An 18,005-nucleotide genomic window follows, 5' to 3' on the forward strand; every position below is an offset into this window, starting at 1 on the left:
TTTCTTTATCTTTTTTTTAAGACTTGTCGTCAGCGCTAGAATCCTTGCCAAAGGTAGAATCTATCAGTCATAATGGAAGCATACCTATTTTTGCCTGATGTCTGTATTTACCTACAGATAATAAGCTTATGACTAATGGAATCTATACCCTTGCCAATGATGTCGTCTACGATCAAGTGGTGGCTCTTTTAAACAGTATCGAAGTTAATCTGAGTCCAGAGTTTCCCGTTTGGATTATTCCCTACGATAACCGCTTAGACAAAATTAAGGATTTAGTTAAAAGTCGAAACAATGTCGAGCTTCTTTCTGATGAAGCTATTCTTTCTCGATGGGAAGATTTTGCGTATGAAATTTGGAAGAGACATCCTTCAGCCTTAGCAAATTGGCAATCAAGAGGAATTGAAGGAGTCAATCGTTTAGGGATGCATCGGAGATTTTGTGCTTTTGATGAAGACAGTCCTTTAGAGAAATTTATTTATTGTGATGGTGATGTTCTGGTTCTCAATCAGTTAGATTTTGTTTTCGATCGCATCAAGGATCAAGAGTTCGTGGTCTATGATTTCCAATACAAAGATCTTACCCATGTTTACAATATTCACTCTGAAAAAGTTGGGAAGATTTTTCCACAAGAGCGTTTAAGTTCAGAAATTTTTTGTGCAGGTTTTTATGGATCTAAACGGGGATTATTTCCACAAGAAACGCGAGAGTGGTTACTTCAGCAATTGGAATCAGGTGAAGCAGAAATCTTATATCCCAATGGGCCAGATCAGTCTATTCTTAACTATATGACTATGCGTTCCGATCGCCCAGCCTATAATTTTTCCCTGCAACTCCCCAAAGAACAGACAACTGGATGTTCTGTAACCTCTCCCCACTTTGAGCAACGGGGTCATTTGCTCTATGATAAAGGGGTACAGCTCACTTACCTGCACTATATCGGTATATCTTCTAAGGTATTTACTAGGCTCTGTGCGGGAGAAAATATAGACTTTCCCTATCGAGACATATTCTTACACTACCGCTATCTACACGACCCTGAAAATCGACCTCAATTTGTGGGTAAACCTAAACCTTATAATGCACCCCCTACGTTTATAGATAAAGTGTTGCGTAAATTAGGAATGAAGACCTCTAGGAAATAATCATGAACCAAGGAATTTACATTGTAGCGAACAATAAAGTTAAAGAGAATGCGATCGCCCTCTTAAACAGTATTCGCATGTACGATCCTGGCATTACAGTTTACATGATACCCTTCAATGAGGAATATCAAGAAACCGCCCAAATCCTGGGAGAGGAGCATAACGTTCAGATTTTTCCTGATTTAGCTCTTGTAGAAGAATTTACTAGCAAAATTAGCGAGATATTCGATCGGGACTTTTTGGCATTACCCAACAAAATGCGAAAGCTCGTTGCGTGGTTCGGCCCCCTAGACGACTTTCTCTATATCGATACGGATATCATCGTCTTTGAAAAGATGTCCGATATCCTCTCTTACTTATCAGACTATGGGTTTATCTGTTGCGATTATCATCACTCTGGACGCGGATTACAAGATATTTTTTCGCCCTTAGTCAAAGAACAAAATCTCTTTACAGAAGCAGAATTAAAAGATGTGTTCAATAGTGGCTTTTGGGCCTCGAAAAAAACGGCCATTTCCCAGGAGCAGATGTATAGTCTTCTGCAAGAATGTAGTCAACATCGAGAATACTTTGATTTTTCCTCCCAAGTCACTGACCAACCCATTCTCAACTACCTAGTTCTCAAATCAATTCCCAAACGATTAAATTTGGTCAAATTACCAGAAGGAGTGCCAGGCAGTTGGGCGGGATCGAGTCATTTTGAAGAAAAAGACCATATTTTATATGATAAAGGCAAGCGATTAATGTATCTCCATTGGGCTGGAAGCGCTATGGGACAGGGTGGCCCTTATAGAGAGTTATGGAGATATTACCGCTATCTCGGCGATCCCAATCCTCCGGCTGACCCTCCAGCACCTAAACCGGAACCGCAATGGAAACAAAAGCTGAGAAAAATTAAGAAAGCCATCCTCGGTTAATTCATCTCTTATAATTGTGCAGGAATGAGAGCTAAAAATTATCTTTGTAATGACTAAAGTAATTGTAACTGGTGTGGCTGGTTTTATTGGTTCTACCTTAGCCGAAACCTTACTCAATCAAGGTCAAGAAGTGATTGGTGTCGATCAATTTAATGATTATTATGACCCCACCCTGAAACGTCGGAATGTTAGCAGTTTTGAAAATCATCCTCAGTTTCAACTGATAGAAGGAGATATTCAAGCCTTAGACTGGAATTCCCTGCTGACGGATGTGGAGGTGGTTTATCACCAAGCAGCGCAAGCGGGAGTGCGTGCGAGTTGGGGGGAAGGGTTTCGCTCCTATACGGAACGGAATATTAATGCTACTCAAATTATGCTGGAAGCGGCGAAACAGTTCACGACGTTAAAACGGTTTGTCTATGCTTCCACCTCTTCTATATATGGGAATGCCGAAACCTTTCCCACTTCAGAGATGATTCCTCCCCAACCGGTTTCTCCCTATGGCATTACCAAGTTGGCGGCGGAACGGTTATGTGTGTTATATCACCAAAATTTCCAGGTTCCGTTTACGGCTCTCCGCTATTTTACGGTGTATGGCCCCCGTCAACGTCCGGATATGGCGTTTCATAAATTTTACAAGGCGGTATTGGAAGATCGGGCCATTGACATCTATGGAGATGGTCAGCAGACGAGGGATTTTACTTTTATTCAAGATGCTGTAGCTGCCAATATTGCGGCGGCAACGGCTCCTGACGCAGTTGGGGAAATTTTTAATATTGGTGGCGGCAGTCGAGTGGTACTGACGGATGTGTTGGATACAATGGAAAAGATTGTGGGTCAACCGATCCGTAGAAATCACATCGATCGCGCCATGGGAGATGCTCGCCATACCAGTGCTGATGTTTCTAAAGCCAAGAAACTGATTGGATATCAGCCCCAAGTCTCCCTAGAGGAGGGCTTAACGAAGGAGTGGGAATGGGTTCAGGAACTCTATCGTTAAGAAAGGCCAGGGGAGGGGTTGAGGACATTGATCGTTTTTCTGCTAATTTTTGGGGTTTCAACTCCATTGGTTCAGTTCTTATTCCCCTGACCCTGAGTGAGCGTTTGCTAAAGTTGCTTCATATTTTTTGCCCATTTGTTCCCAAGTGAACTGATCTTCAATCAGTTTGCGCCCGTTTTGAGAGAGTTCGGTTCTGAGTTGGGGGTTCTCAAATAGTCGGGAAATGGCTTCAATGTACTCTTTTACCGTATTGGCTCGCAAGGCAACCCCATCGGCATCGAGTCCTTCTAAACCGCGATCGCTCCCCACAACCGGAATACCTGCCGCCATCGCTTCCAGGGTCTTATTTTTAATGCCAAAACCCGTTTGTAAAGACACCACACACACGGTAGTTTGATGGAGCGCTTCCACCATGGAAGGGACTCTTCCCGTCACTTCTACACCCGGTTGGTTAGCTAAGGCTTTAATTTCAGGGGTGGGACGATTGCCGATAATGCGATACTTGACTTCAGGATAGCGCTGACGCAGTTGGGGGAAGACTTTTTTGGCAAAGAAGATCGCCGCATCCATATTGTGAGTTAAGTCCATGGAACCCACAAAGGCTAAGGTATAGCCCCCAGGATCTTGGGTTCGACAGGGAAATAAGTCTAGATCGACTCCATTGGGAATGACTTCAATTTTGTTAGCAGGGGCAAAAATTTGCAGTTGTTTTTGATCGTCAACGGTGGTGACGACCAGTTTATCGGTAATTTGAGAGTATTGTTGTTCGTAGCGATAGAGAACGGGTAAATAAAGGCGATCGCGCCATGGATTTTCGGAAGCTCCCATCTCAATGGCATTTCTGGTTCCCCAATACATGGAACTATGAACATTAACCACCATACCCACTCGATTTTTTAGCTCTGGACGTAAATAAACGGCGTTGGCACTATGTTCGCAGGTAATGGCATCATACTTGCCCTGCTCGACTCCTTCGAGAACCAGGGTTTCAATATCCTTGAGGTAACGGTGAATCACATTTTGGGGTTTTCCTTCCCAGAATGAAGAGAATAGGCGCTTTCCTTTGGCGATCGCCCCTTTGCGCTCATCGGCGACAATGGGAAAAATCTTCAGATCGCTGACGTGATCCTGTAAGCCGGTAATATCTTCATCGGTAACATCGGGCGATCGCTGGGCAACTACAGTTACTTGATGGTCTTTTTGTAGATATTTAAGCAGATTAAACGTTCTCACTTCTGTCCCCGACCGACTAGGGGGGTAAGGAAAAGTGGAGGAAAGCATAAGAATTTTCATATAATTACGTGGAAGACTCTACTGATACGTTCTACCATAACCTAGGAGAAATTCAGCCATGAAGCAGATCACAATTCCCCCAGAATCCCCGGCAAGTTGGCAAGAAGTATTTTACTATGACCAGATAGAAATTTATGGCGATCGCCGGGTTCTGGGTCATACCTATGCTTACCAGAATCGCCGTCAGGTGGTGATTGATTTGGTGCAAAAAGTAGCCCAACCGGGGGCTAAGGTTTTAGATGTGGCGGCTTCTCAGGGAAATTATAGTCTATGGCTGGCGGAATTGGGCTACCAAGTGACTTGGAATGACCTGCGATCGGAATTAGTCGATTACGTGAAAATGAAGTATGAAAAGGGAGATATTGAGTATGCTCCCGGTAATTTATTTGATTTAGGGTTTGATTCTTGCTTTGATGTGGTCTTGATTACGGAGATTATTGAGCATGTGGCCCATCCCGATCAATTTCTGCAAAAAATTTCCCAATTGGTAAAACCGGGAGGGTATATTGTCATGACCACCCCCAATGGGGAATATATTCGCCATAATTTACCCAAGTTTTCCGATTGTCCCGATCCCTCTTTGTACGAAGAACAACAATTTAGCCCCAATTCGGATGGTCATATTTTTCTGATGCATACGGATGAAATTCCGCCCCTCGTGAATCAAGCGGGCTTAGAAATAGAAGAAATTCGCTTGTTTACGAATTCCTTAACCAATGGTCATATTAAACTAGAGTATCTGTTAAAGGTGTTACCCAAAGGGGTGGTAGATGGCATGGAAAAATTGACCGGCTCTTTGCCTTTTTCTCTGCAACGGAAACTGCATAAAGGGATGGCTGTTTTGATCCGGCGATCGCCTGAACCGGAATCTAAGGGATAATTTCGGTAACCACTTGGGTGCGATCGCTGATTTGATACAACTTAAAGGTTGGAGAAAGGCTGTCAGTCGGCGATCGCTATTCTATTTGAACCACAGAGGTACGGAGAAAGACAGAGGGGGTATAATTACGGGTTGTCTGGAGGGCGCTGGGGAGGTTTGGGTTATGGGTGAGAAACGTAAGCTCAATAACGGTAAATATACGGTTGAGAGAGTATTAGGATCGGGGCGTTTTTCCCAAACTCTGTTGGCCTATCATACGGCAGGCGATCGTAAAGATGAACGTTTGGTGATTAAAACACAGTTGAGAATCAGGGTTAAGTTGCCCTCATCCCCCAGCCCCCTTCGGCTTCGCTCAGGGCAAGCCTTCTCCCGTGGGAGAAGGGGGAGAAATAAGTCTCTCTCCCGTGCTAATCCTGTAGAGGTTTCGTTGAAGTACAATTTGGTATGTAGGGGCGAACGGCCGTTTCGCTTTGCGACATGAAACGCCCCTACAGATAGTCAACACACCAGAAAATCTTGAGAACAATGAACAATTAACAATTTATTCCTCCATGCTCAACCCAGAAACCGGGTTTCTTTGCCCCCAAGATCGCTCATTATCCATCCATTTCGTAGGGGCGGGTTTAACCAATATTTAGGACACAAACCAATCAATTTCCTGAACCCGCCCCCACCCACGGATAATCTCACTGTAAGCTAAGGGATAATCTCTGTGACGACGCGGGTACGATCGCCACTACTCACAGTAATATTTTGATCTCGTAACTGGCCAAAGGCCCTGGCTCCTTGCAAAAATAAGGGGGGATTCACTTGCCGATAGGTCACATTCCCCGTGGCTTCTACCTCTTCAGTTCCAAAAGACCAAGTAACATTTTCTGCCGAGAGATCCGATTGATTCCGTCCCCCAGTTACGCGAACATTTTCGGTTAAATGGGCCACTTGATTGGCTAAATCGACGGAGCCGCGATCGCCCACTAAGGTCAGTTGTTCATCCAGATGCTCTAAGGTGAGGGTTTGATTGGCTCCCACAGACTGGGATTTCAAATCCCAGGTCATGGAATCACTTTTAGCTTCTAAAGCAGGGTTGGCTGCGGTTAAGGTCACTTGATTCATCAAGGTGACGGATTCATTCTCTAAGTCCACCATGCTCCCCCCCGCTAAGGCAGTGTGACTGGGGGGACGTGCTGGTGGTTCAGTTAAGCTTTGTTCCTCTTCTTGGTAGTGTTTCACTTCCAGGGGAACCGATCCCAGCACTTGCTGATCTTTCATCAACCACATCAAATGTTCAGTGTTCATTCGTAACTGGGGAGTATGGGCGATCGCCTCTACATTACCGATCAATTCCATTTGCCGCAACCGGCTATAGACTTTGGCTTGATCGGCTTTGGCTTCGACCTGGGGATGGGAACCCGTTAGTGTATTATGAACCACTAGCACATCTGCATGGGGTCGCCATTCCAGTTCATTGCCTTCTAACACCACCTCATCTTCAACGGCGATCGCCTTAATTTCGTCTTTAAGTAAAATTAAATTGCCATCTTGGTGAACTTCTCCCCGTTTTGCCTCGACTCGATAGACCAATTTTCCATCTTGATACAATTCCCCTGATGGTTCTTCTACAATGGCAATTTGTCGATCTTCACTATAGGTTGCCGATTTTGCATGAACTTTCCATAACAACTGACCTTGAGTATCACCCTGTTCTAGGGTGATATCCTTAAAGACCAATTGAACCTCATCGGAGGATTCAGCATCCGATGCTGCTTCCACCAGTTGATTAGAAGGATTCGATCCCGCACAAGCAGATAAAGCGATCGCCAACATTAAGGAGAGAGCGCTACGCAAAAAGCAAGAGCGTTCCGGACTCAGGCTTTCAGACTTCAACCCTGTACTCCATACCATTATCGTTTTTCCTGTCGTTCATCCATCAGACTTAAACTCGATAAGGGCCGATAGGAATAGGTGTTTTGCCGGGGGGTTTTCTGGATATCTTCCTTAATGCTTTCGAGATCGATATAGCGATCGGCTACATTAATCAAACTATCGCTGGTCATCGATCGCAAACTCACCACCTCTACCCGTACCCCCCGATAGCTCACAGAATCGACAGCATAAGCGAGATCCCCATCCCCACTCACCAATACAGCCGTATCGTAACACCCCACTAACGCCATCATATCCACGGCAATTTCCACATCCAAATTGGCCTTTTTCGAGCCATCCGGCAGTTGCACCAAATCCTTAGCAATCACGCGATAGCCATTGCGACGCATCCATAACAAAAAGCCCTGCTGCTTCTCATTGGTGCGATCGACTCCCGTATAGAAAAATGACCGCAACAGGCGAGAACCATTGGTTAAGCGGCACAATAATTTCGTGTAATCAATCTCCATCCCCAATTGCAGAGCTGCATAAAACAGATTAGAACCATCAATAAAAATGGCCACAGTTCCCCGATTGGACAGCACTTGTTCTGGAGTGCAGAGACTTTGATTTTGTTCCATCGATTCATACATCATTGTTATACCTCAGTTATTAAAATCTTATGGTTTTATGGTGGTTTGGAAAGGGAAAGTAAAGCTTGTCATTATATCAAACTCAAGCTTCAATTAACTCTAGACGTTGAAAAACAGGCTTGGGTTTGCCTAATGCTTGTTGAGCGGGTAAGATTCCCCATTGCACATGAGTGCCAAAAGGAATTTGGTTCTTTAAATCCGCATTTTCGTTAAAGTCAACACTAAAACCCAATTGATTATAGATGGCAGTGCTAATGCCCGGAATAATCGGTGAGAAGAGATAGGCCGCTAAACGAACCGATTCTAGAACTGAGTAAAGAACTTCTGCAACGGCTTCCTGTTGCCCTTGTTTATACAATGTCCAGGGCGCTTGCTCGTCAATATATTTATTACTGGTTTGGACTAGGCTGAGAATGGCTTCACAGGCTTGGGAATAGGAAAGAGCATTATAACCGAGATCCACTTTTGACTTCAAGGATGTTCCCAAGATTTTCAGAGGGTTATCATCAGGAATTCGATCGCCGGCGATCGCCGGAACTTTGCCGGCACAATACTTTTTCGCCATTCCTAGGGTACGATTAAGTAAATTTCCTAAATCATTAGCGAGATCTGCATTAAGAACATTAATAAATCGGGTTTCATTAAAATCCCCATCCTTACCAAACTCGATTTCCTTGAGAAAATAGTAGCGGACTGCATCAGCCCCATAGCGATCCACTAACTCATAGGGATTCAACGTATTACCGACACTTTTCCCCATTTTCATCCCGTCTTTTGTCAAAAATCCATGGCCAAACACTCGTCGGGGTAAGGGTAGACCCGCAGACATGAGCATGGCTGGCCAGTAGACGGTATGGAAGCGGAGAATATCTTTACCAATCAGATGAGTTTGAATCGGCCACCACCGGGCTATAGCCTGCTCTAAACTGGGGGAATCTTCGGGATCGAGTAAGGCGGTGATATAGCCGAGTAGAGCATCGAACCACACATACAGGGTATGGTCGGGATCGGTGGGAACTGGAAATCCCCAATCTAGGTTAACTCGCGAGATGGAAAAATCTTGCAGTCCACGGGACACAAAACTTAATACTTCATTACGACGGCTTTCCGGTTGAATGAAGTCAGGATTCTCACTATAGAAGGCTTCTAACGAGTCTTGATATTTGGACAACCGGAAGAAATAGTTATTTTCGTCTCGCCATTCTGTGACTTTGTTCGTATGGATCGGACAGCGATGGTCGTCGAGCAGGTCTCGCTCTTCTTTAAATTCTTCACAGGAAACGCAGTACCATCCTTTTTGCACCCCCTGATAAATGTCTCCGTTATCCCAAACTCGTTGGAAGAATTCTTGCACAATTTGATGATGTTTCGCTGCTGTTGTCCGACTAAAGCGATCGTACTGGATGTTGAGCTTCTGCCAGAGGGTTTCAAACCCCTGGACAATTTCATCGCAATGGGCTTGGGGGTCTTTCCCCCGCTCTTGGGCAGTCCGTTGGATTTTCAAACCATGCTCATCTGTTCCCGTAATCATCAAGACTTCTTCGCCTCGCAGTCTCCAGTAGCGGGCTAAAACATCTGCGGCAATGGTCGTGTAGGCGCTGCCAATATGGGGTAAGTCATTGACGTAGTATAGAGGGGTTGTAATGGTAAAGGTTTTTTTTGCGGGATAGTCAGAGTTCATAGAAGATTAAGGTTAGTTTTTTTAAATGACCTACTTTGTGAAATCTACCCGTCAGGTTGTCTTATGCAGTTTACTAGAGATTTTACTCAACGGATCGATAAAGGGAATTGATTCTGATTGTAGCCTTAGTTGATTAACTTTGTCTGGATTGCCAATTGATTCTAGGTGAGACAACAGAACAAACTGGATCGATCCATGAAGATATTATCTATAATCTATGATCAGGATTAGTTAATTTTGAATACCCAAGACGATACTTCTATTTTCTCCTATGTCTGACCGGTTGCCCCATTTTCTCCAGTTGAGCGCTATGCGTACCGAGGCAGATTTATGGGTTTTCTTGCCGGGTATGGATGGTTGGGGATCGCTGTTTGGTCGTCAGGTACAAGAGTTGCAGAGGGATTTTGAGGTCTGTGCCTTGAGAATTCCGGCTGAGGATCGTTTGGATTGGGAGGGGTTGAGCGATCGCCTCATCGATTTAATTACAGCTCAATTGCTCTCTAGGGTCAACCGGCAGGTCTATTTGTGTGGGGAGTCGTTTGGGGGCTGTTTGGCCCTGAAAACGGCTCTCAGAGCACCGGATTTAATTTCTCGCTTAATTTTGGTCAATCCTGCTTCTTCGTTTCACCGTCGTCCTTGGATGATGTTGGGGGAATCGATTGTGCCTTGGGTTCCCGATCGCCTCTATAATTTAGGGAGTGTGGCGGTTTATTTGTTACTAGCCGCTTTGCCTCGAATTGCTCCCCAAGATCGCCAAGCTCTCTGGTCTGCCCTTTGTGCTGTGCCGGCGGAGACTTCCGCTTGGCGGTTGTCTTTACTGCGACAGTTTACCCTCACGCCCCAAGATGTCCAAAAAATTACGCCGCCTACGCTTATTTTAGCCAGTGGTAGCGATCGCTTGTTACCTTCAATGTCTGAAGCTCGCCATTTGCAACACGACCTTCCTAACTCTCAAGTGGTCTATTTACCCCATAGCGGTCATGCCTGCTTATTAGAAGAGTCGATCAGCCTGTTTAATATTCTTACCGATCAAAAATGGATTAAAGTACCCACGGTCTTGAGTCCTTAATCAGAATTGGCGATCGCCGCTATGACCGTTGAGATCTCTGTAATAGGACGGTGAGCAAGTCAATCTTTCACAATCACCGGCAATTGTCCCAAAGGAGCCGTAAAAGTCACCGTTGAGCCAAGTCCTTCTCCCATACTAAAGAAATTAACCTCACCCCCCATCGCCTCAATTAATCTCTGAGAAATGGCTAATCCTAACCCGGTTCCTCCGTACTGACGAGTACGAGAGCCATCAATTTGAGAAAAGGATTGAAACAGTTTTTCTTGCTTATCCAGAGCGACACCGATCCCCGTATCAGCCACACTCACCTTCACAAACCCTGGATACTCCCGATGGTCAACTTCAAATTTCTTGGCAATCACTTCGGCGGTGATGGTAATTCCCCCTTCATGGGTAAATTTAATGGCATTACCCACCAGATTTAACATCACTTGCAATAGACGCTGATAATTGCCCGTAATCATTACTTCGTCTCTCGTGGAAGTACGGCTAACTTCGTAACTTAATCCTTTTGTTTCTGCTTGGGGTCGGGTAAAGTTTTCTAAGTTGGTCAACAATTCATCGAGATTCACCGGACTTAGCTCGATCTGCATTTTGCCGGCTTCTATTTTGGCCAGATCCAGCACATCGTTAATCAGGGTTAACAGATGTAGAGCAGATTTATGAGCTTCTTCAACCCATTCGAGTTGCTCTTCTGGGTCGTCGGCCATACCATCGAGGATCAGCTTCAGAAAGCCAATCATGCCGTTGAGGGGGGTTCTGAGTTCGTGGGAGGTATTGGCTAAAAATTCACTTTTGAGTCGTGAAGCTTCTTCTGCTTGTTCTCTGGCTAATTCCAGTTCTTGGTATAGGGTAGCATGGGCGATCGCCGTTCCCACCTGATCGGCTAACTCCCGAACCAACTCAATTTCTTCAGGTGACCATAAATAGGGTTCATCCTCATCCGATCTCACGGGAGGCGATAAGAGCAGTAAACCATTGGGTTGATCCTGATAGCAGGTGGCTACCGCTAACCGGGACTCTGGAACTCCTTGGCGATCGGGTTCTACCCAAGCTAAGGGTTCTAGACTCGATAAGGCTGTGATTAAGGGCGACTCTTTCTCTAAGGGGAACAAGCTGCCCACTTGTGACCTCCCTCCGTCATGACTATAGTCAGCCACCACTTTCAGGTGTTCGGTTTCTAGGCATTGTTGGGCGATCGCACAGCGTTCTAAGTTTAAGGCAATCCCTAATCCTTCTACCGTTTGATTCCAAATGGTTTCTAGATCTAGAGTTCGTCTAATTTTGTGTGTAATTCGAGTCAGAAGGGTTTGATAATGATCCCGTCTTCGTCCCCCTTGTTGGGTGGGTACTTCTGGACTACTGGCAAAGGATTGAGAGCCAACCGCACTCGATAGGAGTCGTCCGAGAACCAACACCTGATTGGCCTTTAAAGGTGAGGTTAGCACTGGAGTTAGAACTAGATCGAAGAGTAAGTAGTTTTCTCCATAGCGAAATGGATAACTCAACCGTGCTGGTAATTTATTTTCCAACACTTGACGCACCCGATCTAAGTAAGGATCGATGGGAATCGGGTAGAGGGTGTTTTCCATCAGTTCTCCCACCAGGCTCTCAGGAACTAAACCATAGCGTTCCCCTTGAGTCCAGTTAAAAGCCAGGTACTCACCCGAAGTATTATGAATAAAGCTTAATTCAGCCCCTAACTCTGATAGAATCGGTGTGGATGAGTTTGCCTTCTCTGAATCGTTAGAAGCGCTCGTTTCCTTCAAGGCCGGAATGTATGCATGGGAAGAAGCATTCATGAGTTGGTATAGCGTGAATTTCTAGAGACGTTTGACCTCTAACCTAGAGTAACTCAGATTTTGCTGACTTAGGAATAATCGATTGCCCGTAGCAGAGGCCTGTCCATCATTGATTCCTAATTTGGGCAAGTGAGATCTCAACCGAGTCTGAATCCTGACGATCTCTCAGATGCTCTTGAGAAGGCTTACTTCTGTCAACACTGGAGAATAGAACATATGAAACCCCCATTGGGACTTCTCTAGTTCAGAGATCCCAGTGGGTGAGTTAAATCCAGGAAGATTATGGGATTAATCGTTCCATTCCCCTCTTGGAGGTAGGGGAGGACTTTTAATCAGAGTGCGGGTGAGTTCATCATCCCGTTGGGATGAACCTCTGAGCCATTGACGAATTGCTGTTTCAATAATGCGAGAGGGATCGTTGGTAAGGTGCTGAATTTGTTCGAGTAATTCAGCATCGAGAGTAATGGAGATTTCTACTTTATCAAGTTGGCGTTCGGAAGAAAGGGTGGGATCGTTCATCAGTTTAGATTAAAGCCTCGATATACATCAGATTTTGGTTGTTACCCTAATGTTTTTGGGTCTTTTTTTCAACTGGATTGAGAGAAAAAAGACCCGATTTACCTCAAAACTAGAGGGATATTTTTTCCGTCTCCTCAAGAGGCGGGGGGACTCTCTTGAGCCAATTGGGTTTTTTAGCTTACCAGACGAGAGGATCGGCCTGTTTAAAGCGCGTAGGGTTTATCTTAGTCTAACATGCTGCGATCGTCTGATGGGTGGGTCATTGAAGGGGAATCTCCCTAAACTCCCGTACTAGGTTAAACTATATTAACAATCCGAGCCAATCGACAGAGTGCTTGTTGACTCAAGCGTGTCTGAACCGGAGCGACCCTTTTGACTGTAAGTTTCACGCAATTAGGTTCAAATTAAACTTTATGACCGGCGCTAAAGTCTCTCATATTCGTAATTTCTCTATTATTGCCCATATCGATCATGGGAAGTCTACCTTGGCCGATCGCCTCCTCCAGTTTACGGGAACGGTTGCCGATCGCGATATGAAGGCCCAGTTCCTCGATACTATGGATCTTGAACGGGAGCGGGGCATTACCATTAAGCTCCAGGCTGCGCGGATGAATTATCAGGCGAACAATGGGGAAACCTATGTTCTTAATTTAATTGATACTCCGGGGCATGTGGATTTTTCTTATGAAGTATCGCGATCGCTGATTGCCTGTGAGGGAGCGTTGTTGGTGGTGGATGCCTCTCAGGGCGTGGAAGCCCAGACCTTAGCCAATGTCTATTTAGCCCTGGAACACGACTTAGAGATTATCCCGGTGCTGAATAAAATTGACTTGCCGGGAGCGGAACCGGATCGGGTGAAGGCAGAAATTGAAGAGGTGATTGGTTTAGATTGTAGTGGAGCGATTTTAGCGTCGGCGAAGGAAGGAATTGGCGTTCCGGAAATCCTAGAAGCCATTGTTCAGGGAATTCCTGCCCCTGAAGATACCACGGGGAAGCGGCTACGGGCGCTGATTTTCGACAGTTATTATGATAGCTATCGGGGCGTGATCGTCTATTTTCGGGTGGTCGATGGTAAAGTCGCTAAAGGCGATCGCATCCGCTTGATGGCAACCGGCAAAGAATACGACATCGACGAATTAGGCGTTCTCTCCCCCACCCAAGTGCAAGTAGAAGAACTGCACGCCGGAGAAGTGGGCTATTTAGCCGCCTCCATTAAAGCCGTAGAAGATGCGCGGGTGGGCGATACCATTACCCTAAAAGCCGAACCTGCCGAGAAACCTTTACCGGGATACAAAGAAGCTAACCCTATGGTCTTTTGCGGCATGTTTCCCACCGATGCCAACCAATTTCCCGAATTGCGAGAAGCCCTGGAAAGGCTCAAACTCAATGATGCCGCGCTCTCCTATGAACCTGAAACCTCTAGCGCCATGGGCTTCGGCTTTCGCTGTGGGTTCTTAGGATTATTACATATGGAAATTGTCCAAGAACGGTTAGAGCGGGAATATGATCTTGATTTGATTATTACCGCGCCTTCCGTAGTATATCGGGTCGTCCTCAACTCTGAAGAAGTCCTCACCATCGATAATCCCAGCACTTTACCCCCAGCCAACGAACGGCAGAGCATTGAAGAACCTTACGTCAAAGTCGATATTATTACACCAGAAACCTATGTGGGCACATTGATGGAATTGTGCCAAACTCGGCGGGGGGTATTCAAGGATATGAAATATTTAACCCAAAGTCGTACCACCTTAATTTATGAACTGCCCTTAGCAGAAGTGGTGACTGACTTTTTCGATCAGATGAAGACGCGATCGCGCGGTTATGCCAGTATGGAGTATCAGTTTATTGGCTATCGCACCAACGATCTAGTCCGCTTAGACATCATGATCAACAACGATCCCGTTGATGCTCTCGCCATGATTGTCCATCGAGATAAAGCCTATTATGTGGGGCGAGGATTAACCGAAAAACTTAAAGAATTAATTCCTCGCCATCAGTTTAAGGTTCCCATCCAAGCCGCCATTGGTTCGCGAGTCATTGCCAGCGAACATATCCCCGCCTTGCGTAAGGATGTATTAGCCAAATGCTACGGCGGTGATATTTCCCGGAAGAAAAAACTGCTGCAAAAACAAGCCAAGGGGAAAAAGCGGATGAAGTCCATTGGTACAGTAGACGTGCCTCAGTCCGCGTTTATGGCCGTGTTGAAGTTGGATAATGGGTAATCAATTTTGTAGATACTGTCTTGGATGTCAAGGAGCGGGTTAAACCCACCCATAACGACACCCATCGATACCTGTCCTAAACCCGCCCTCCCCCACCGGGCGATCGGGATAGGGCGGGTTTACGTCATTGATGGTGGGTATCCTAACAACATCGTCGTGGGGTGATCGTCAGTTCAATCAAAAATCAAAAATTGATCGCCCCATCCCCCCATCCCAACCTGATAAAATAATCAACGACCATTCCCAGCATCCCCAACCATGTTAGTCACCTCCTCCTACGCCATTACCTGGGAAAAACTACCGGAGGACTTCAAACTCCCCGACGATCCTGTGGACAATATTTATCAACCCGCCCTCGCTGCTGCTCTCACCGAGAGCTTAGACCAAGCGGGAGAATTAGCCGAAACTTCCCTCACTCCCACCAACTACGGCATCTGTGCCACCGTCAATGGCAAAATGGTCGTTAAAGCCCCCGATTGGGCCTATATTCCCCAGATCCGAGTTGACCGTGAAGAAGTGAGCCGCAGCTATACCCCCAACCTACAGGGAGACATGCCCACTATTGTCCTGGAATTTTTATCCGAGACCGAGGGTGGGGAATATTCCATTAAGGAAACCTATCCTCCGGGCAAATATTTCTACTACGAGCAGATCTTGCGCGTGCCCAATTACGGCATTTTTGACCCCAAAACTGGAGTCTTAGAAGTCTACCGATTAAACGATCAGCAGCGCTACGAACTAGAAACCCCTAATCCAGAAGGACGATTTTGGATACCGGAAATGAATCTCTATTTGGGAGTCTGGCAAGGGTGTCGGGAAAACCTAGAGAGCTACTGGTTGCGCTGGTGGGATGACGAGGGCAATCTGTTGCTGTGGGGGACGGAAAAGGTGAAGCAAGAACGACAACGAGCCGAAGCGGAACGGCAACGGGCCGATCGCCTAGCCGCCCAACTCCGAGCCGCAGGCATTGAAGTCAATGAACAATGAATCCTTATGAATTCTAGAACAGTAATCCAGCAACAGATTATCGAAGCGATCGCCTTAAGGCTTCTAGGGTTTTTCTTAATCTCCGGTTTCTTAATTCCTTGACAGACCAGGGAGAATTGGCTATAAAATGGTGTGTCTCAACCTTAATTCAATTGACTATAATATGTCATTGCGAATGGAGCGTTTCGCTTCGCGACATGAAAGCGAAGCTTGCGTGAAACGCGAAACGCGAATGCTTCCCTGCGATCGCAATGACAACATCTTAACCGGACTTGATATCACTAACCCAACTTAGTATCTTCTGCTTGCCTGTTATAGCGGTAGACAACATCATTCACAAACAGACGAGTGATTTCTTTCTCAGCCTTGTCGAATATAGTCACATCGGGCACACCATCAGTTACACTTTGTTGTTGACGATTGTCTATTTCTGTTCGCATGGGGCTACCGATATTAATTGCTCCATAAGAAGCTATATATTTGTCATACCATGTCGAACAGACCAACTATAGTAGGTTGGGTTGAACGAAGTGAAACCCAACAGACTCCCCAATATTGAATTAAGTTGGGTTTCGTTCTGACACCCAACCTACGAAAGTGGCGATCGCCCTGACCAGAACTGCTATAATTGAGCTTAACCTCATGGCGATCGCCAATATTTTATGCAATATTGGAGAGCTAACACACCAGGAGCCACTTATTTCTTTACCTTAGTTACCCATCATCGCCATCCAATTTTCTGGAAATCTGAAAATATTGATGTACTCAGAGAAGCTTTTCGATATGTAATCAAACGCCATCCCTTCAAGATTGATGGGATTGTAATTTTACCCGATCATCTCCATACCCTTTGGACGTTACCCGATAATGATGCTAACTTTTCCACTCGTTGGCGCTTAATTAAAAGTTATTTTAGCCGTAACTGTCCTCTGTCCAATCCAGATAAAATCACTGCATCTAGGAAACAGAAGGGAGAGAGAGCCATATGGCAACGTCGCTTTTAGGAGCATCAAGTACAGGATAATGAAGATTTTGTCAATCACCTGGAATATATTCATTATAATCCAGTACATCATCAATTAGTAAGCGCCCCGAAAGATTGGCAATATTCCAGTTTTCACCGGTATGTTGAAGCAGAAGTTTACGATCGGATGTGGGGGACTTCGGACGAGTTAGTATTTGGCGATCGTATTGGCAATGAATAACCCAAATGAACCACCCGTAGGTTGGGTTGAACGAAGTGAAACCCAACAGACTCTCCAATATTGTAATTAAGTTGGGTTTCGGTTCCTCAACCCAACCTACAGCTACTATGATGGAAACCAGAGAAGACTGCAATCTGGACTATGAAAATTGAGCCAATGAGCGATCGCACTACTCTAACAAATAACTCATGTCGCCTATTGTAACCCCCAATGTCTTAGCTTGTTTTTGACATTCGCGAATTCTTCCTTCATGTTTTGCAATACTTTGTTCATGCTCTTTTGTATCTTTCCAATCTGCCATCCTCGATTTTGTCTGGTTATATTCCAAAGCAGGAATAAGTTGCTCGTACCTCTCTACTATTCTATTAAGTGAGTTTCTGGTTGTATTAATCAGCAAGCAAAATTGTTGACTACTCTCTTCAACTAACCTTCTTGCTTCAGGTTTCATTTTTTTTATCTCATCGTTGTGCGCTCTTCCGGGTTTTACATCATCAGATAATCCTAACCATGTGTTTTGTAGTACCCCGTCGCTTATAAACTTGTTTACTACTGCTGTAAATCGACTTTGCATTAATTTCGCTCGTTTTAATCGTTGTCTAGGTCCCCAACTCACATCCATCCATTCTCCATCTTTTTGAATAATCCCTTCTTGGGTTTGCCGTTGTACTGTGGGATGCTGCTGGGCATCATTGGAGACAGGGGTATTGATCTGTTCGACAACATCACGGGCGACGGTGTTGGCTTGTTGCTCGTAGGAATCGCTGGGTTG

At 45.4% G+C, this 18,005-nt stretch carries 15 protein-coding genes and 1 pseudogene; 8 read left to right on the plus strand and 8 right to left on the minus strand.

The genetic code is table 11. The annotated features are described in order from the left end of the window. Positions 1 to 128: 128 nt before the first annotated feature. Genes PMG25_RS01900 through PMG25_RS01910 form a run of 3 tightly spaced genes read left to right on the plus strand, consistent with a single transcriptional unit; the run spans position 129 to position 3,059 of the window. Positions 129 to 1,142, plus strand: coding sequence for an Npun_R2821/Npun_R2822 family protein (locus PMG25_RS01900; RefSeq protein ID WP_283765222.1), 1,014 nt, complete (start codon positions 129 to 131; stop codon positions 1,140 to 1,142). A gap of 2 nt (positions 1,143 to 1,144) precedes the next feature. Continuing rightward, entirely contained in the window at positions 1,145 to 2,059 is a 915-nt protein-coding gene (locus PMG25_RS01905) for an Npun_R2821/Npun_R2822 family protein (RefSeq protein ID WP_283765223.1), read from the plus strand. Between the two features lie 49 nt (positions 2,060 to 2,108). Beyond that, entirely contained in the window at positions 2,109 to 3,059 is a 951-nt protein-coding gene (locus tag PMG25_RS01910) for an NAD-dependent epimerase/dehydratase family protein (protein ID WP_283765224.1), read from the plus strand. 78 nt (positions 3,060 to 3,137) lie between these two features. On the opposite strand, the gene PMG25_RS01915 is transcribed toward PMG25_RS01910, so the two are convergent. Then, the gene (locus PMG25_RS01915; protein ID WP_347178715.1) at positions 3,138 to 4,352 is read right to left on the minus strand and encodes a glycosyltransferase family 4 protein; all 1,215 of its coding nucleotides are present in this window, start codon (positions 4,350 to 4,352) and stop codon (positions 3,138 to 3,140) included. Between the two features lie 58 nt (positions 4,353 to 4,410). Here PMG25_RS01915 and PMG25_RS01920 point away from each other — a divergent pair, with 58 nt between their 5' ends. Continuing rightward, complete coding sequence (locus PMG25_RS01920; protein ID WP_283765226.1) at positions 4,411 to 5,232, plus strand: class I SAM-dependent methyltransferase; 822 nt, start codon at positions 4,411 to 4,413, stop codon at positions 5,230 to 5,232. A 696-nt stretch (positions 5,233 to 5,928) separates the two neighbouring features. Here the strand turns inward: PMG25_RS01920 and lptC are convergent. The 3 genes from lptC to metG all read right to left on the minus strand — a co-directional run bounded on the left by lptC (position 5,929) and on the right by metG (position 9,429). Then, positions 5,929 to 7,134, minus strand: a complete 1,206-nt coding sequence (gene lptC, locus PMG25_RS01925) for an LPS export ABC transporter periplasmic protein LptC (RefSeq protein WP_283765227.1) — start codon at positions 7,132 to 7,134, stop codon at positions 5,929 to 5,931. Beyond that, a complete protein-coding gene (locus PMG25_RS01930) occupies positions 7,134 to 7,736 on the minus strand; it encodes a LabA-like NYN domain-containing protein (RefSeq protein WP_390890051.1) in 603 nt (200 codons plus the stop codon). The genes lptC and PMG25_RS01930 overlap by 1 nt, the downstream gene beginning before the upstream one ends. Before the next feature lie 94 nt (positions 7,737 to 7,830). Then, a complete protein-coding gene (gene metG, locus PMG25_RS01935) occupies positions 7,831 to 9,429 on the minus strand; it encodes a methionine--tRNA ligase (RefSeq protein ID WP_283765229.1) in 1,599 nt (532 codons plus the stop codon). Between the two features lie 271 nt (positions 9,430 to 9,700). On the opposite strand from metG, the gene PMG25_RS01940 reads away from it, so the two are divergent. Next, entirely contained in the window at positions 9,701 to 10,498 is a 798-nt protein-coding gene (locus PMG25_RS01940; protein ID WP_283765230.1) for an alpha/beta fold hydrolase, read from the plus strand. A 59-nt stretch (positions 10,499 to 10,557) separates the two neighbouring features. On the opposite strand, the gene PMG25_RS01945 is transcribed toward PMG25_RS01940, so the two are convergent. Next, positions 10,558 to 12,300, minus strand: a complete 1,743-nt coding sequence (locus PMG25_RS01945) for a GAF domain-containing hybrid sensor histidine kinase/response regulator (RefSeq protein WP_283765231.1) — start codon at positions 12,298 to 12,300, stop codon at positions 10,558 to 10,560. A 288-nt stretch (positions 12,301 to 12,588) separates the two neighbouring features. After that, positions 12,589 to 12,819: a type II toxin-antitoxin system CcdA family antitoxin gene (locus PMG25_RS01950; protein ID WP_283764595.1), complete on the minus strand. Its 231-nt coding sequence runs from the start codon at positions 12,817 to 12,819 to the stop codon at positions 12,589 to 12,591. A gap of 413 nt (positions 12,820 to 13,232) precedes the next feature. On the opposite strand from PMG25_RS01950, the gene lepA reads away from it, so the two are divergent. After that, the gene (gene lepA, locus PMG25_RS01955) at positions 13,233 to 15,044 is read left to right on the plus strand and encodes a translation elongation factor 4 (protein ID WP_283765232.1); all 1,812 of its coding nucleotides are present in this window, start codon (positions 13,233 to 13,235) and stop codon (positions 15,042 to 15,044) included. Positions 15,045 to 15,302: 258 nt separating this feature from the next. Next, entirely contained in the window at positions 15,303 to 16,031 is a 729-nt protein-coding gene (locus PMG25_RS01960; protein WP_283765233.1) for a Uma2 family endonuclease, read from the plus strand. 281 nt (positions 16,032 to 16,312) lie between these two features. Here the strand turns inward: PMG25_RS01960 and PMG25_RS01965 are convergent, their stop codons facing one another. After that, positions 16,313 to 16,471: a hypothetical protein gene (locus PMG25_RS01965; RefSeq protein ID WP_283765234.1), complete on the minus strand. Its 159-nt coding sequence runs from the start codon at positions 16,469 to 16,471 to the stop codon at positions 16,313 to 16,315. Between the two features lie 222 nt (positions 16,472 to 16,693). On the opposite strand from PMG25_RS01965, the pseudogene PMG25_RS24370 reads away from it, so the two are divergent. After that, a pseudogene (locus PMG25_RS24370) lies at positions 16,694 to 17,236 on the plus strand (REP-associated tyrosine transposase). A 169-nt stretch (positions 17,237 to 17,405) separates the two neighbouring features. On the opposite strand, the gene PMG25_RS01980 reads toward PMG25_RS24370, so the two are convergent. Continuing rightward, a complete protein-coding gene (locus tag PMG25_RS01980) occupies positions 17,406 to 17,855 on the minus strand; it encodes a hypothetical protein (protein ID WP_283765237.1) in 450 nt (149 codons plus the stop codon). Positions 17,856 to 18,005 lie beyond the last annotated feature (150 nt).

It is taken from the genome of Roseofilum capinflatum BLCC-M114 (assembly GCF_030068505.1).
Classification (GTDB): domain Bacteria; phylum Cyanobacteriota; class Cyanobacteriia; order Cyanobacteriales; family Desertifilaceae; genus Roseofilum; species Roseofilum capinflatum.

Bases quoted from the DNA above. Each gene is read 5' to 3' on its own strand.
- PMG25_RS01900 (WP_283765222.1), top strand. From the start codon at position 129: ATGACTAATGGAATCTATACCCTTGCCAATGATGTCGTCTACGATCAA.
- PMG25_RS01905 (WP_283765223.1), top strand. From the start codon at position 1,145: ATGAACCAAGGAATTTACATTGTAGCGAACAATAAAGTTAAAGAGAAT.
- PMG25_RS01910 (WP_283765224.1), top strand. From the start codon at position 2,109: ATGACTAAAGTAATTGTAACTGGTGTGGCTGGTTTTATTGGTTCTACC.
- PMG25_RS01915 (WP_347178715.1), bottom strand. From the start codon at position 4,352: ATGAAAATTCTTATGCTTTCCTCCACTTTTCCTTACCCCCCTAGTCGG.
- PMG25_RS01920 (WP_283765226.1), top strand. From the start codon at position 4,411: ATGAAGCAGATCACAATTCCCCCAGAATCCCCGGCAAGTTGGCAAGAA.
- lptC (WP_283765227.1), bottom strand. From the start codon at position 7,134: ATGGTATGGAGTACAGGGTTGAAGTCTGAAAGCCTGAGTCCGGAACGC.
- PMG25_RS01930 (WP_390890051.1), bottom strand. From the start codon at position 7,736: ATGGAACAAAATCAAAGTCTCTGCACTCCAGAACAAGTGCTGTCCAAT.
- metG (WP_283765229.1), bottom strand. From the start codon at position 9,429: ATGAACTCTGACTATCCCGCAAAAAAAACCTTTACCATTACAACCCCT.
- PMG25_RS01940 (WP_283765230.1), top strand. From the start codon at position 9,701: ATGTCTGACCGGTTGCCCCATTTTCTCCAGTTGAGCGCTATGCGTACC.
- PMG25_RS01945 (WP_283765231.1), bottom strand. From the start codon at position 12,300: ATGAATGCTTCTTCCCATGCATACATTCCGGCCTTGAAGGAAACGAGC.
- PMG25_RS01950 (WP_283764595.1), bottom strand. From the start codon at position 12,819: ATGAACGATCCCACCCTTTCTTCCGAACGCCAACTTGATAAAGTAGAA.
- lepA (WP_283765232.1), top strand. From the start codon at position 13,233: ATGACCGGCGCTAAAGTCTCTCATATTCGTAATTTCTCTATTATTGCC.
- PMG25_RS01960 (WP_283765233.1), top strand. From the start codon at position 15,303: ATGTTAGTCACCTCCTCCTACGCCATTACCTGGGAAAAACTACCGGAG.
- PMG25_RS01965 (WP_283765234.1), bottom strand. From the start codon at position 16,471: ATGCGAACAGAAATAGACAATCGTCAACAACAAAGTGTAACTGATGGT.
- PMG25_RS01980 (WP_283765237.1), bottom strand. From the start codon at position 17,855: ATGGATGTGAGTTGGGGACCTAGACAACGATTAAAACGAGCGAAATTA.